Annotated in this window: 11 protein-coding genes; 5 read left to right on the forward strand and 6 right to left on the reverse strand. The window is 63.5% G+C overall.

What is annotated here, in order from left to right; translation table 11 throughout:
- The first annotated feature begins 55 nt into the window (after window positions 1–55).
- The 4 genes from EA798_RS13905 to EA798_RS13920 are packed head-to-tail and all read left to right on the forward strand — an operon-like array spanning window position 56 to window position 4,006.
- Window positions 56–973, forward strand: coding sequence for a DUF72 domain-containing protein (locus tag EA798_RS13905; RefSeq protein WP_122099332.1), 918 nt, complete (start codon window positions 56–58; stop codon window positions 971–973).
- Window positions 970–1,773 (forward strand): endonuclease/exonuclease/phosphatase family protein, encoded by an 804-nt coding sequence (locus tag EA798_RS13910; RefSeq protein WP_106158693.1) that lies wholly within the window; start codon window positions 970–972, stop codon window positions 1,771–1,773. Before EA798_RS13905 ends, EA798_RS13910 begins: the two co-directional genes overlap by 4 nt.
- Window positions 1,770–3,011, forward strand: a complete 1,242-nt coding sequence (gene clsB / locus EA798_RS13915) for a cardiolipin synthase ClsB (RefSeq protein ID WP_106158692.1) — start codon at window positions 1,770–1,772, stop codon at window positions 3,009–3,011. The genes EA798_RS13910 and clsB overlap by 4 nt, the downstream gene beginning before the upstream one ends.
- Window positions 3,008–4,006: a lysylphosphatidylglycerol synthase domain-containing protein gene (locus tag EA798_RS13920; RefSeq protein ID WP_122099333.1), complete on the forward strand. Its 999-nt coding sequence runs from the start codon at window positions 3,008–3,010 to the stop codon at window positions 4,004–4,006. Before clsB ends, EA798_RS13920 begins: the two co-directional genes overlap by 4 nt.
- Before the next feature lie 291 nt (window positions 4,007–4,297).
- Here the strand turns inward: EA798_RS13920 and glgB are convergent, their stop codons facing one another.
- The 3 genes from glgB to EA798_RS13935 form a co-directional block, all read right to left on the reverse strand.
- A complete protein-coding gene (glgB, locus tag EA798_RS13925; RefSeq protein WP_122099334.1) occupies window positions 4,298–6,511 on the reverse strand; it encodes a 1,4-alpha-glucan branching protein GlgB in 2,214 nt (737 codons plus the stop codon).
- Entirely contained in the window at window positions 6,504–9,830 is a 3,327-nt protein-coding gene (gene treS, locus EA798_RS13930; protein WP_122099335.1) for a maltose alpha-D-glucosyltransferase, read from the reverse strand. The genes glgB and treS overlap by 8 nt, the downstream gene beginning before the upstream one ends.
- A gap of 136 nt (window positions 9,831–9,966) precedes the next feature.
- Window positions 9,967–11,979 (reverse strand): alpha-1,4-glucan--maltose-1-phosphate maltosyltransferase, encoded by a 2,013-nt coding sequence (locus EA798_RS13935; RefSeq protein ID WP_122099336.1) that lies wholly within the window; start codon window positions 11,977–11,979, stop codon window positions 9,967–9,969.
- Window positions 11,980–12,325: 346 nt separating this feature from the next.
- Between EA798_RS13935 and EA798_RS20630 the strand changes: the two genes are divergently transcribed.
- The gene (locus tag EA798_RS20630; protein WP_015276973.1) at window positions 12,326–12,490 is read left to right on the forward strand and encodes a hypothetical protein; all 165 of its coding nucleotides are present in this window, start codon (window positions 12,326–12,328) and stop codon (window positions 12,488–12,490) included.
- Window positions 12,491–12,500: 10 nt separating this feature from the next.
- Here EA798_RS20630 and fdhE read toward each other — a convergent pair whose 3' ends face one another.
- From fdhE to fdxH, 3 genes are all read right to left on the reverse strand, one after another.
- Window positions 12,501–13,451 carry a formate dehydrogenase accessory protein FdhE gene (gene fdhE / locus EA798_RS13940; RefSeq protein WP_122099337.1) on the reverse strand — a complete coding sequence of 317 codons (951 nt, stop codon included), beginning with the start codon at window positions 13,449–13,451 and terminating at the stop codon, window positions 12,501–12,503.
- A 22-nt stretch (window positions 13,452–13,473) separates the two neighbouring features.
- On the reverse strand, window positions 13,474–14,178 hold the full coding sequence (locus EA798_RS13945; protein WP_122099338.1) for a formate dehydrogenase subunit gamma: 705 nt from the start codon (window positions 14,176–14,178) through the stop codon (window positions 13,474–13,476).
- Window positions 14,175–14,950, reverse strand: a 776-nt coding sequence (gene fdxH, locus EA798_RS13950) for a formate dehydrogenase subunit beta (RefSeq protein ID WP_122099339.1), incomplete at its 5' end; no start/stop codon positions are given. The genes fdxH and EA798_RS13945, both read right to left, overlap by 4 nt.

Below are 14,950 nucleotides of genomic sequence, written 5' to 3' on the forward strand. Positions count from 1 at the left end.
GAAAAGCCGAGGCCAGCAGGACCACCTTCCCCTGGCTGTGCGGCAGGCCGGCCCCATGACAGGCATTCATATCGGCATATCCGGCTGGCGCTACGCGCCCTGGCGCGGCGACTTCTATCCCAAGGGACTGACCCAGAAGAAGGAACTGCAGTTCGCCTCGCGCGCGGTGAGCAGCATCGAGATCAACGGCTCGTTCTACGCGCTGCAAACGCCCGAACGTTATGCCGACTGGTACGCCGACACGCCCAAAGGTTTCGTTTTCAGCGTCAAGGGACCGCGGTACATCACCCATGTACGCAGGCTGCGCGAGGTCGAGAAACCCATCGCCAACTTCTTCGCCTCGGGCATCTTCCAGCTCAAGGAAAAGCTCGGGCCGATCCTCTGGCAGTTCCCGCCGTCGTTCAAGTTCGATCCCGAGCTGTTCGAGGCATTTCTCCGTCAACTGCCCCACGACACCGAGGCGGCGTTGGCGATCGCCAAGGGCTGCGAGCCGCGCATGGAGGGCCGCAGCCATCTGTCGATCGACCGCAAGCGCCAGCTGCGTCATGCGGTGGAGATCCGCAACGCAAGCTTCGTCGACCCGGCTTTCATCGACCTGCTGCGGAAATACAAGGTCGCGCTGGTGGTGGCCGATACCGCCGGCAAGTGGCCGCATCAGGAAGACCTCACCAGCGATTTCGTCTACATCCGCCTGCACGGCGCGGAGGAGCTCTATACCAGCGGCTACACCGAGGCAGCACTGGACAACTGGTGCCTGCGTATCCAGCGCTGGAGCGAAGGGCGCCAGCCCGACGATGCGCGTCTGATCAGCTCGAACAAGCCCCGGCCGCGTCGCTCACGCGAGGTGTACTGCTATTTCGACAACGATGTGAAGGTCCGCGCGCCCTATGACGCGCGGCAACTGCTGTGTCGGCTTGGCCTGGACAAACACCTGCAGGCCACCCCCGGCCAACTAGAAGGAGCATTGGTTTGACTCTGGATAAAGACCATCCCATCGAAAGCGCCGATCTCGATGCCCATATGGCCACGGCGGTCAATTCCATCCGTATCCTCACGGTGAACACGCACAAGGGCTTCACCGCGCTCAACCGGCGCTTCATCCTCCCCGAGCTGCGCGAAGCGGTGCGCAGCGTCTCGGCGGACGTGGTGTTTCTGCAGGAGGTGCTGGGCACTCATGACAAGCACGCGCTGCGCTTTCACAACTGGCCCGCCACACCGCAGTACGAATTCCTCGCCGACAGCATCTGGACCGACTTCGCCTACGGGCGCAATGCGGTCTATCCCGATGGCGACCACGGCAATGCCCTGCTCTCCAAATTTCCGATCACCCGTTACGAGAACCTCGATATCTCCATCGCCGGCCCTGAGCGGCGCGGCCTTCTGCACAGCGTGCTGCAGGTTCCCGGGCACGACGAGTTTCACGCGATCTGCGTGCACCTGGGCCTGCGCGAGTCGCATCGCCAGAAGCAGCTGGACCTGCTCTGCAACCTGCTCGATTCGCTACCTGAAGGGGCACCGGTGGTAGTCGCTGGCGACTTCAATGACTGGCGGCTCAAGGCCACGCAGAAGCTCGATCGCTGCGCCGGCCTGCATGAAGCCTTTGCGGTTGCCCATGGCCAGGTCGCCAAGACCTTCCCGGCCCGCTGGCCGATGCTGCGGCTGGACCGCATCTATGTGAGGAATGCCAGCACGCACCGTGCGCAAATACTTGGTAACAAACCCTGGACGCACTTGTCCGATCATCTGCCCCTAGCGGTGGAGATACATATATGAGTTACCACTGGAGAGACGGAAATCGCCTTCAGTTGCTGGAAAACGGCGAAGAGTTCTTTCCTCGAGTGTTCGAGGTGATCGCCCAGGCCAAGAAAGAGGTGCTGCTGGAAACCTTCATCCTGTTTCAGGACAAGGTAGGCGCCGAACTGCAGAAAGCGCTGATTGCCGCCGCGCAAAATGGTGCGAGCGTCGACGTGACCGTCGATGGCTACGGCTCAGCTGACCTGCACGGGGACTTCGTCGCGCAGATGACCCAGGTCGGCGTGCGCATCCACATGTTCGACCCGGGCAAGCGCCTGCTCGGTCGCCGGCTCAACGTGTTCCGCCGCATGCATCGCAAGATTGTCGTGGTCGATGGTGAAACCGCGTTCATCGGCGGCATCAACTTCTCTGCCGACCATCTGGGCGACTTCGGCCCGGCGGCCAAGCAGGACTACGCGTTGCAGGTCGAAGGCCCCGTGGTGCGCGATATCCACCATTTCGCCCTCAGCCAGATCGCCCCGGACAAGACGCCGCGTCGCTGGTGGCGACGCCGTCTGCGCCAGCAGGCGCCTGGTTATGGTGGTGTCAGCCGCGGCGAGGCGCGGGCACTGTTCGTCCTGCGCGACAACGACCAGCATCGCAACGACATCGAAGAACATTACCTGCAAGCGATTCGAGATGCCCGCTCCAGGCTATTGATTGCAAACGCCTATTTCTTCCCTGGCTACCGTGTGTTGCGAGAAATACGCAACGCCGCGCGGCGGGGTGTGCGGGTGCGGCTGATCCTCCAGGGCGAGCCGGACATGCCCATCGCCAAGTTCGGCGCGCGCATGCTCTACAACTACCTGATGCGCGACGGCGTGGAGATCCACGAGTACTGTCGCCGCCCGCTGCACGGCAAGGTCGCACTGGCCGATTACGAGTGGTCGACGGTGGGCTCGAGCAACCTCGATCCGCTGAGCCTGTCGCTCAATCTGGAAGCCAACCTGATCATCCGCGACCATGTGTTCAACCGGCATCTGCACGAACGGCTGGATCACCTGCTGCAGACCGACTGCCGGCGCATTCCGCTGGAGCGGATCGTTCGCGGCTTCTGGTGGCGGGCGCCGCTGGCCTTTCTGATCTTCCATTTCCTGCGCCACTTCCCGGGGCTGGTGAACCTCTTCCCCGAGCACAAGCCTCGTCTGGAACTGCTCGATTCGGATGCGCCAGACCTCGACACGGTGCCGTCACCCATGCAGCGAGAACAACGATGAGCGATACCTCCATAGGCGAGCCGAAGAGCGGCTGGCGTCGGCGCTGGCCGCTGATCAAGAAGATCCTCACCTACGTGTTCTTCGCCCTTGTGGTCGGCCTGTTGATCGGCCTGGCGCGCAACCTCGACTGGCAGGAGGTCTACAGCACCCTGCGTAACTACAAAGCGCAAACGCTGTGGATGGCGGGTGCGGCAGCATTCGGCAGCTACGTGGTGTACTGCTTCTTCGACGTGCTCGGCAAAGGCTATGCGCGCCATGACCTGCCGATCAGACAGATCCTGCCGGTGACCTTCGTCTGCTATGCGTTCAACCTCAACCTCAGTGCCTGGGTCGGCGGCATCGCCCTGCGCTTTCGCCTGTATTCCCGCCTCGGGCTGAAGCCTTCGCAGATCACCCGGGTGTTCACCATGAGCATCCTGACCAACTGGCTGGGCTACATGTGGCTGGCCGGGCTGATCTTCGCGATGGGCTGGATCAAGCCGCCGGCAAGCTGGGAGATCGGCTTTACCGCGCTGCGGATACTGGGCGGCGGGCTGCTGGTGACCTGTCTGGTCTATCTGGGGCTGTGCGGCTTTTCCAAGCGCCGTTCATGGACCATCCGCGGCCATGAAATCCAGCTGCCATCGCTGCGGCTGGCGCTGATTCAGCTGGTGCTGGGTGCGGCCAACTGGTCGCTGATGGCGCTGGTGGTCTATTACATGCTTTCGCAGAAGGCCGCCTACCCTGAAGTGCTCGGTATCCTGATGATCAGCAGCATCGCCGGCGTGGTGACCCATATCCCGGCCGGGCTCGGCGTTATCGAGGCGGTGTTCGTCGCCATGCTGGCCGATGAGATGAGCAAGGGCGCCATCGTGGGCGGCCTGATCGGCTATCGGGTGATCTACTTCCTGATCCCGTTGCTGTTCGCCACGCTCGTCTATGTGGTGCTCGAGGCGCGGGCGAAGAAGCTGCGCAGCAACAACCAGGCCAGCGAACAACAGACGGTGTCGCAGTAGCGCCGGACCGGCGGGATGTAAAGAGGGTCTGGAACGGCCGTACCGGACGGGCTGCCATCACCCTTCCCTGGTGCGGCTTTCCTGCAGGTTGAGCGTTTGCCCGAGGCCGCCCTCCGTGAAACCGGTCCAGATAGCTCTCGACCACGAATTCAGGCGGCGTTTGCCTGCGTAGACGGCACGGCACAACCGCTCAAGTCCGCCTCAAGCGGCTCCCGCAACGGTGCCTTACTTCCTCGACCAGAGAAAAAACGCCGCCCGGGTTACCCCGAGCGGCGTTTTTTACCGCAGCCGTTACGCCTGCGGACGCAGTACCAGCAAGCCCAACGGAGGCAGAGTCAGCGAAAGGGAGACCTTCTCGCCGTGGCTCTCGATCGGCTCGGCGAGCATGCCGCCGCCGTTGCCGGTGTTGGACCCCCCATAGCATTCGGCATCGCTGTTGAACACCTCCAGCCACTTTGCGTCCACCGGCACGCCGATCCGATAGGCCTCACGCACCACCGGTGTGAAGTTGGCGACTACCAGCAACGGCTGCCCGGTCGAACTCTTGCGCAGCCAGGCGAAGACGCTGTTGGCACGGTCGTCGCCGATCAGCCACTGGAAACCGCGCGGATCGCTGTCCAGTTCGTGCAGCGCCGGCTCCTGGCTGTAGAGGCGGTTCAGATCCCGCACCAGATTCTGCACGCCACGGTGATCGGCCTCTTCAAGCAGGTGCCAGTCCAGTTCACGGTCGTGGTTCCATTCACGCCACTGGCCGAACTCACTGCCCATGAACAGCAACTTCTTGCCCGGGTGCGTCCACATGAAGGACAGGTAGGCACGCAGGTTGGCGAACTTCTGCCAGCGATCACCCGGCATCTTGTCGATCAGCGAACCTTTGCCGTGGACCACTTCGTCATGGGAAATCGGCAGGACGAAGTGCTCGGAATAGGCGTAGACCATGCTGAAGGTCATCTTGTCGTGGTGGTACTGCCGGTTGATCGGGTCTTCCTGGACGTACTTCAGCGAGTCGTGCATCCAGCCCATGTTCCACTTGTAGGAAAAGCCGAGGCCTCCCTCGCTGGTGGGCTTGCTTACACCGGGGAACGCAGTCGATTCTTCGGCGATGACCAGCGCGCCGGGGGTTTCGGTGGCAACCACGTCATTCAGGTGACGCAGAAAGTCGATGGCCTCGAGATTCTCGCGCCCGCCGTGGCGGTTCGGAATCCACTCTCCATCCTTGCGCGAATAGTCGCGATAGAGCATTGAAGCGACTGCGTCGACGCGCAGGGCATCGACATGGAATTCCCGCAGCCAGTGCAGTGCCGAGGCCAGCATGAAGCCGTGCACCTCGGTCCGGCCGAGGTTGTAGATGTAGGTATCCCAATCCTGATGGAAGCCCTCGAACGGGTGCGCGTATTCGTACAGCGCCGTGCCGTCGAATTCGCCCAGGCCGTGAGCATCGGTGGGAAAGTGTGCCGGCACCCAGTCGAGGATCACGCCGATGCCGGCGTTGTGGCAGGCGTCGACGAATTCGGCGAAGTCGTGGGCGTTGCCGTAGCGCGCGCTGGGGGCGAACTGCGAGAGCAGCTGGTAGCCCCAGGAGCCGCCGAACGGGTGCTCCATGATCGGCATCAGCTCGATATGGGTGAAGCCCATGTCCACGACATACGGGATCAGGCGCTCGGCCAGCTCATGCCAGTCATACAGGCGGCCCTCGTCACCGCCGTCGCGTCGCCAGGAGCCCGCATGCAGCTCATAGATGCTCATCGGTGCGTTGACGGACTGGCGGGATGTGCGTTGCTGCATCCAGCCCTGGTCTTTCCACTGGTAATCCAGCGGCCGGGCGACGACCGAGGCGGTTCCTGGCGGATGTTCGGTCGCCAGTGCGATGGGGTCGGCCTTCAGCGGCAGGATGCCGTTCGGTCCGAGGATCTCGTACTTGTAGGTATCACCGGGCTGCAGGCGCGGAATGAACAGCTCCCACACGCCGGAGGGAAAGCGCAAGCGCATCGGATGGCGACGGCCATCCCAGCCATTGAAGCTGCCGACCACCGACACGCGACGGGCGTTCGGCGCCCACACGGCGAAGCGCACGCCCTGCACGCCGTCGACTTCCAGCACCTGCGAACCGAACACGCGGCCGATCTGGCGGTGGTTGCCCTCGGAGAACAGGTGCATGTCCAGCTCGCCGAGCTGCGGACCGAAGCTGTAGGGGTCCTCGGTGACCTGCTCACCACCGGCCCAGCGGATTCTCAACAGATAGGGTTGCGCGTGCGGCAGCCGGGTAAAAAAGAAACCCGGCACCTGCCCCTGCTCCATCACAGCCAGCAGTTGCTGATCACGGTCGAGCACCTCGGCGCCCAGGGCGTTGGGCAGGTAGGCGCGGATTACCACGCCATCGCCATCCGGGTGTGGTCCCAGGATGGAAAACGGGTTGCCATGTTCGGCTCGCACCAGGGCGTCTACATCGGCATCGCTGGGCATCAGGGTTTCCCCTGGCATGGTCAGAACCGGGCGTTCAGTCATTGGAACCTCCATCGAAAAGCTGTTGTGCCAGGGCCAACATTCCCTGTAGCGGGACGGGCAACCAGGCCGGGCGGTTCTCCGCTTCGTAAACGATCTCGTATGCGCATTTTTCCAGGCTGAACAACAGCAGTGCAGCATTCGCGCCATCCTGCTCGCGCCAGTCATGCGGCAGATCGGCAGTTGCGTCGCGATAGGCCTCGAGGAACACCTGCTGCGCACTGCTCTGATAACTCTCTGCTATGCGTTGTCGGGCCTGATCGGCTTCCGGCGTGCTGTCGCTGATCTGCGCCCCGCGAACGGTCATCGCAGCTGCGTATTCGAACGAACGCAGCAGGCCTGAGACATCCTTGAACGGGCTATGTTTGGCGCGCCGCTCATCCAGCGAGCGGGCTGGCTCGCCCTCGAAGTCGATGAAGTAGGCATCGCCCTGCACCACCAACACCTGGCCGAGGTGCAGGTCGCCGTGCACGCGGGTGCGCGCGCCACCAACGGTTCTAGCAGCCAGACGTTGCACTTGTTCGAGCAGCTTGTCGCGGCGCTGAAGCAGCTGCCCTACGGCAGCGGCGTCCTTGCGCTCGAGATTGGGGCGATGCTCCTCGATACGCTGCAGGGCCTGCTCGAGCTGGGCACTGACACTTTGCTGCCACTGCTGGGCATCTGCCTTGCTGGTGCTTTCGTAGGCGAATGCGGCATCGTCGGTCTGCGCTGCGAGCGCCATGTGCATCTCGCCCAGGCGCTGGCCGAGCAGCCGGTTGAACGACTGCAGCTCGTCCAGGGCGCTGAACTGGTTCTCGTGCATCGACACACCACCGGCGATTTCGTCACGTACGGCACGGTCGAGGTTGTTCAGCGTCCAGACCCAGGCATCACCCTGGCTGTCGAGGAAGTGCTGGATCACCATCAGGGCCACCGGCTCGCCCTGCTTGTTGATCCGGCTGACCTGACCGAGCATGCCGGAGATATGGGCGAAGCCGCGTGCGGTGAGGAAACCGCCCATTTCCAGTTCAGGATGGACCCCCGGTGCCACGCGACGGAGCAGCTTGATCATGACCTTGTTGTCGATGATCGCCGAGCTGTTGGACTGTTCCGCCGAAATGAAGCGCACCTCCGGGTGGGCCGGCAGTTGCAGCTCAGCCAGCTGCGGCATCGGCACGAAACGGATCTCGCCGTCATTGCAGGGCAGTACCAGTTCGTCGCGCAGGCCCTGAATCACCGCAGCACTGAACTGCTCGAGCGCGAACGCATCGGTCATCAGGCCGACCTGCGGCCCGCGGCGCACCCTTGCCAGGGCGAGTTGCTGCGGCAATGCGGCCTCGAAGTCGGTTTCGGCCAGAAAACCCAACGGCAACTGGTAGAGATCGCTGCGCCCGGCGGATTCCACACAAAGCTCGCTGAGCAACACCGGGCGGTTCGGATCACCGAATGGCACGCAGTAGCTGATCCGGATCGACTCGATCGCCACGTCCTTCGCCGCGAACCAGCGCCTTTTCGGCAGATAGGCCGGCAGCGCTTCGGTTTCCAGGATGCGCCGGTTGGCGGCGGTCAGGGTATCCAGGCGCTTGAGCACCAGGGTCTGGAAGTCCGGCATGGTTTCTACCGGTTCCTGGTGCCAGCTCGGCATCTGGTTGGTCAGCGCGAGCTGGAACCAGTAGAACCCATAAGGTGGCAGGGTCAGCAGGTACGGCAGTTGGCCGATGGGCGGGAAGGCACTGCCGCCGACCATCTCCACTGGCACCATCCCGGCGTACTGCGACATCTCCAGCTCCGCGGCCTGCGCCGAGCGCGAGACGTTGGCGACACAGAAGATGATCTCGGTTTCGCCGTTCGGCCCGGTGAATTCGCGCATGTAGGCGAGAATGCGCCGGTTGCTGGGTGCCAGCATCTTCAGGGTGCCGCGCCCAAAGGCCTTGAACTGCTTGCGGATGGTCAGCATCCGCCGCATCCAGTTGAGCAGCGAATGGGGGTCGCGCTGCTGCGCCTCGACATTGATCGTGTAGTAGCCGTAGAGCGGGTCCATCACCGGTGGCAGCACCAGATTCGGCGGATCAGCGCGGGAGAAGCCGCCGTTGCGGTCCACCGACCACTGCATGGGCGTACGCACGCCGTCGCGGTCACCGAGAAAGATGTTATCGCCCATACCGATCTCGTCGCCGTAATAGATGACCGGCGTGCCCGGCATCGAGAGCAGCAGGCTGTTGAGCAGCTCGATGCGCCGGCGGTCACGTTCCAGCAGCGGCGCAAGCCGGCGGCGGATGCCCAGGTTGATCCGCGCACGCTTGTCCGAGGCGTAGTAATTCCACAGGTAATCGCGCTCGCGGTCGGTCACCATCTCCAGCGTCAACTCATCGTGGTTGCGCAGGAAGATCGCCCACTGGCAGTTTTCCGGGATGTCCGGCGTCTGGCGCAGGATGTCGGTGATCGGGAAGCGGTCTTCCTGGGCGATGGCCATGTACATGCGCGGCATCAGCGGGAAATGGAAGGCCATGTGGCATTCGTCGCCCGGGCCACCGTCTTCGCCGCCGAAATACAGCTGAGTGTCTTCCGGCCACTGATTGGCCTCGGCCAGCAGCATGCGATCCGGGTAGTTGGCATCGATCTCCGCACGGATGGCTTTGAGCACTGCGTGGGTTTCCGGCAGGTTCTCGTTGTTGGTGCCGTCGCGCTCGACCAGGTAGGGAATCGCGTCCAGGCGCAAGCCATCGATACCCATGTCCAGCCAGTAGCGCATCACCGCCAGCACTTCCTTCATCACCTGCGGATTGTCGAAGTTCAGGTCCGGCTGGTGCGAATAGAAGCGGTGCCAGAAGTACTGCTTGGCCACCGGATCCCAGGTCCAGTTGGACTTTTCGGTGTCGAGGAAGATGATCCGCGTACCGTCATACTTTTCGTCGGTGTCGGACCACACGTAGAAATTGCGCGCCGCCGAGCCTTTCTTCGCCTTGCGGGCGCGTTGGAACCAGGGGTGCTGGTCCGAGGTGTGGTTGATGACCAGCTCGGTGATCACCCGCAACCCGCGCTTGTGCGCCTCGGCAATGAAGCGCCTGGCATCGGCCATGGTTCCGTATTCAGGATGCACACCGCGGTAATCGGCAATGTCATAGCCATCGTCGCGCCGCGGCGAAGGGTAGAACGGCAGCAGCCAGATGGTGTTGACCCCGAGGTCGGCGATGTAGTCCAGCTTGTCGATCAGCCCGGCGAAATCACCGACGCCGTCGTTGTTCGAGTCATAGAAGGACTTGAGGTGCACCTGATACACCACCGCATCCTTGTACCAGAGCGGGTCTTTGATGAATGCCGCTGGTTTGCGCGGTTTTGCCATGTTCTTCATTCCTGTCGCGGTGTGAAGGCCCGGCCAGATCGACGACCGGGCAACGGCAGAACTGCAGCTGGAATCCACATCATAAAAATCAGATAACTAGCTGATTTTCTGAGGATTCCTTGCTGCGTTCGAGAATCTACTTGAGATCGGGGTCTGGCTGCTGTGCGGTCAGACGCCAGATGCCGAACGGCAGATGCGCAGGCTCGATGCGCATCCATTGGGTCTTGCCGTACCAGGTCCAGCGGTGGCCATTCATCAGATCCTCGCCCTGGGTGTGGGCGTCATCCGGCAGACCGAGCTCCCACAACGGCAGCTCGAAATGCGCTTCCTGGGCGTTGTACGGATCGAGGCTGATGGCAACCAGAATGAAGTTCGCGAGGTCAGGCGTGCGCTTGCCGAAATAGAGGATGTTGTCGTTCCAGGCGACATAGGCCTTGAACCCCAGATGCGTTTGCAGCGCAGGATTCTGTCGGCGGATACGGTTGAGCTGGGCGATCTCGGCAACGATGTTGCCCGGTGCGTGGTAATCGCGGACGCGGATCTGGTACTTCTCGGAATCGAGGTACTCTTCCTTGCCCGGGATCGCGGCCGATTCGCACAGTTCGAACCCCGAATACATGCCCCACAGCCCCGAGCCCATGGTTGCCAGCGCGGCGCGAATCAGGAAGCCGGCACGGCCGGAGTCCTGCAGGAAAAACGGGTTGATGTCCGGCGTATTGACGAAAAAGTTCGGCCGATAGCAATCGCGCAACGGCGGCTCGTTCAGCTCGGTGAGGTACTCGCTCAGCTCCGCCTTGGTGTTGCGCCAGGTGAAGTAGGTGTAGCTCTGGCTGTAACCGATCTTGCCGAGACGCGCCATCATTCCGGGGCGGGTGAAGGCTTCGGAAAGGAACATCACGTCGCGGTCGCGCCCGCGGATATCGGCGATCAGCCATTCCCAGAACGGCAGTGGCTTGGTGTGCGGGTTGTCGACGCGAAAGATCTTCACGCCCTGCTCCACCCAGTGCCAGACCACGTCACGCAATGCGATCCAGAGATCGGGCATGGCGTCCTCGGCGTAGAAGTCGACGTTGACGATGTCCTGGTATTTCTTCGGTGGGTTCTCGGCGTACTTGATCGTGCCGTCCGGCCGCCAGGAGAACCAGCCCGGATGCTCTTTCAGCCAGGGATGGTCCTGCGAGCACTGGATCGCGAAATCCAGGGCGATCTCCAGGCCATGTTCCTGTGCTGCCGCGACCAGCTCACGGAAATCGTCCAGCGTGCCCAGCTGCGGATGGATGGCGTCATGGCCGCCGTCCTCGCTGCCGATGGCATAGGGGCTGCCCGGGTCGTTCGGCCCGGCCTGCAGGCTGTTGTTCGGGCCCTTGCGGTGCTGGCGGCCGATCGGGTGGATCGGTGGGAAATACAGCACGTCGAAGCCCATGTCGCGAATCGCCGGCAGACGCTTGTGCACATCGCGGAAGGTGCCATGACGATTTGGATCGTCGGTTTCCGAACGCGGAAACAGCTCATACCAGCTGGCGAACTGCGCCAGCGTGCGCTCGACATCCAGCGGATAGACGCGGCTGCGGCTGCAGTGCTCACGTGGGTCGGCTGCGGCCATTGCCACGGCGGTTTCCGGCGCCAGCAACAGTGACACGCGCTCGTCATCGGTATGCGCCATGCCAAGGCGGTGCATCAGATCGTCGAGAACCGCCCGATTCTCGCCCTGAGCCCGGGCAGTGGCCTTCTCCAGCAGCAACCGCCCTTCTTCCAGTTCCAGATGCACCGGCACGCCAGCCGTATGTTTCTTCGACAACTCGTAGCGATAGCTCTCGAACACGTCCCACCAGGCCTCGATGACGAACTCGTGTTCGGCCACCTGGGTCGGGGTGAACTGGCCTTGCCAGGCGTCGTTGCCCAGCAACTTCAGCCGCGCACGGCGCCAGTTGCTCTCGCCCTTCTCACGCCAGCACACGGCGGCGGCCAGCTGGTCATGACCATCGGCGAAGATCTTGCTGGTCACCATCACCGGCTGACCGATGACCGCCTTGGCGGCGAAGCGGCCTTCATCGACCACCGGCAAGGTGGATTCAATGGCGATGCGCGGCATCTGCAGGGCTTCTTCGAGTCGAGGGTGGATCGTCGCGTTGGGCTGGGCATCACTCATCGAAAGGGCTCCTGAGGCGTATGGGTTCGGTGGCCCGAGCCGCCTCTGGATGCGTCATCGTGCGGTTCGGGAGGCGACCGGTACGTTTTTGTCGGCTCTTTCTTCCGAGCCGAGGGGCCTTGGAAAGTTCAGCCTCCGGCGCCCGTTGGCACGCCCTTCCGGCGGCCGGTCAACAGGCGTGCCGAGCCGGTCGGCACACCACTGGAAATGCGGCATGATCGCGGCTGAGCCAATCGTCGCCAGACGGTGCGGTGCCGACGGTTGGCCGGAACCCGTGCGCGCGCCGTGCCTCAATTCAGGATGTCTGCCGTTGCTGCCTCAACAGCGGTTCATCAGGAGAATGACCATGACCCATGCACGCCCCGATGTGCCTCAGCCCGACCCGATCGTGCACGACCAACCCGGTGATGTGCCGCAGGTGCCCTGCGCCGAAGAACTGGACGAGCACAAGCCAGGTTCGCCCTACGGCAATCAGACGGTAGTCGATGCGGACAGCCCGCAGCCGGCCTGACGGCTGCGCCCTACGGGTCACCGAATACCAGCAGCGGGTTGTAGCCGCTTCTGGCATAGACGCCCTCATCGGCCAGCATCAGGTCTAGCGGCAGGCTGGCGAGATCGTCGGCGACCGGGTCGGCGCGGCCCTGCAGTTGCCGCAGCACGATCTTCAGGTAGCTTTCGCAGGCGCCGCAGGCTTCGGCCTGTACCGGCAGGAATGGCTCGCCCTGCTCGTCGTCCAGCCCCAGGTAGAGCAGTTGCCCACCCGTCTCGCAGTTGCTGCACTTGACCCGTTCCAGGTGCCATTCCGTCGCGCACAGCGCGCAGTGCAGGAAGCGCACGCCGCTGCGATACGGTTCGTTGTGCACCACGCTCGCTACGGGCGGCGAGCCACAGCAAGGGCACAAGGCCCGCGCCTCGGCCAGCGGTTGCGCTGGCGGACGTGGCAAGGCCGCCGCCAGGCGCACCCAGGCCACCTGCAGCGCGGCTGCCACCAGCGGCATCAGCCCGCGGGTATCGGCGCTGCCGGCGCGCTGTTCCAGTACATCCTCGGCGATCGCCTGCAGTGCATCGGCATTCGCGTCACGCAGGGCTTGCAGCAGCGGTCTCTGCCGCTCACCGACGTGCAGCGCCAGCGCATCGAGGATCGCGCGCAGATCACCCTGCCAGTCCAGATCGCGGCGCAACGCACGAAAGCCCAGCGGCGGCATGCGATGCGCCAAAGCCTGATCAAAGGCATCCGGCGCCGGACGCCAGGCCGGTTCGCGCCCACTCAGGACCTGATGCTGGGCCTGCGCCAGGCGCGCCATGAAGTCGAGAAACTCGTCCAGCGCCGGCACCATGACCATCAGCTCGCGCAGCCGCAGCGCACGGCGGCTGAACAACTGGTCGTCCGGCAGGACTACCTGCGGCGGTTCCATGATGGTGGTGGGTGCGCTGCCGAATTCGTGGCTCGCGGGGCCGCGTTTTCCTTTCATGCTCGATTCCCTTGTTGGTCAGTCATGTTCGGGGTCTGGACGCCGCGGCATCGCCGGGCTCGCGATGGGGCAAGGCCGTCTCGTCGCCACGTTTCTCGCCGGCCATGACCTCGTCGTACCAGAGCTTGTGGTGATGCCGGGCCCAGGCCGGGCTGACCCGACCCTGGGTCATCGCGCGGATCGAACCCTTGACCCAGATGGCCGAGTAGACATGGATGATCAGCGTGAGGATGGCGACGAATGCCGTCAGCGCGTGAATCAATGCCGCCCAGCGCAGCGCCCAGATCGGCATCTCACTGGCCACCCAGGGCCGCCAGAGCACCACACCGGTTACCAGCAGCACTGGCACCGTGGCCAGGAATACCCAGTACACCAGCTTCTGCCCGGCGTTGTTCTGCCCCACCGGCGGCAGGCGCTCGTCCCGGTTGGACAGCACGTCGCCGATCTGCCGCGCCCATTGCACGTCGTAGCGGCGGAACAGATTGGCGCGAAAGAAGCGCACCGCCTGGATCAGGAAGAACAGCGTCATGAACACACCGATGTACGGGTGCACGATGCGCGTCGGCTCCGGCCCGCCGAACACCGCGGTGAGGCCGAAGAACGCCGGGTAGAACAGCGCCAGTCCGCTCAGGGTGAGCAGCACGAAGCAGATCGCGACGATCCAGTGATTGGCCCGCGCCCAGGGGCCATAGCGCAGGATGCCCTTGCGTACGTTGGAATGACTCATGGCCGCCGCTCCTCGTCACGCAGATCCTGTTCACGGTCCGCCGCGTCGTTTTCCGCTTCGGGGTCGTCCTCCGGTTCTTCCTTCGGTCCCTTGGTCATGTAGTGGAAGAAGCCGGCCAGCACCGAGACGCCCAGTACCGCGGACATGATCGGCTTGGTCACGCCCTTCCACAGCTCCACCGTCGGGCTGATATGCGGGTCCTTCGGCAGGCCGCTGTAGATCTCCGGCTTGTCGGCATGCTGCAGCACGTAGACCACGTGGGTGCCGCCGACGCCGGCAGGATCGTAGATGCCGGCGTTCTCGAAGCCACGCTCCTTGAGCTTCTCGACCCGGTGCGCGCCGTAGTCGAGCATCTGCTCCTTGGTGCCGAACTGGATCGAGCCGGTCGGGCAGCTCTTCACGCAGGCCGGCTCCAGGCCGTGATAGACGCGGTCGGAGCAGAGCGTGCACTTGTAGGCCTTGTTGTCCTTCTTCGAGATGCGCGGGATGTTGAAGGGGCACCCGGCCACGCAATAGCCGCAGCCGATGCAGTGCTCGGAATTGAAGTCGACGATGCCGTTGGCGTACTGCACGATGGCACCGGGCGACGGGCAGGCCTTCAGGCAGCCCGGCTCGGCGCAGTGCATGCAGTTGTCCTTGCGGATCAGCCACTCCAGGTCGCCCTCCTCGTTCTCGTACTCGGAAAAGCGCATGACCTCGAACGACGACGGGGTCAGGTCCTGCGGGGCATTGTAGGTGCCGTCGCATTCGCCGACCTCGTCGCGCAGGTCGT

The sequence above is a fragment of the Pseudomonas songnenensis genome (assembly GCF_003696315.1).
In the GTDB taxonomy this organism is placed as follows: Bacteria; Pseudomonadota; Gammaproteobacteria; order Pseudomonadales; family Pseudomonadaceae; genus Stutzerimonas; species Stutzerimonas songnenensis.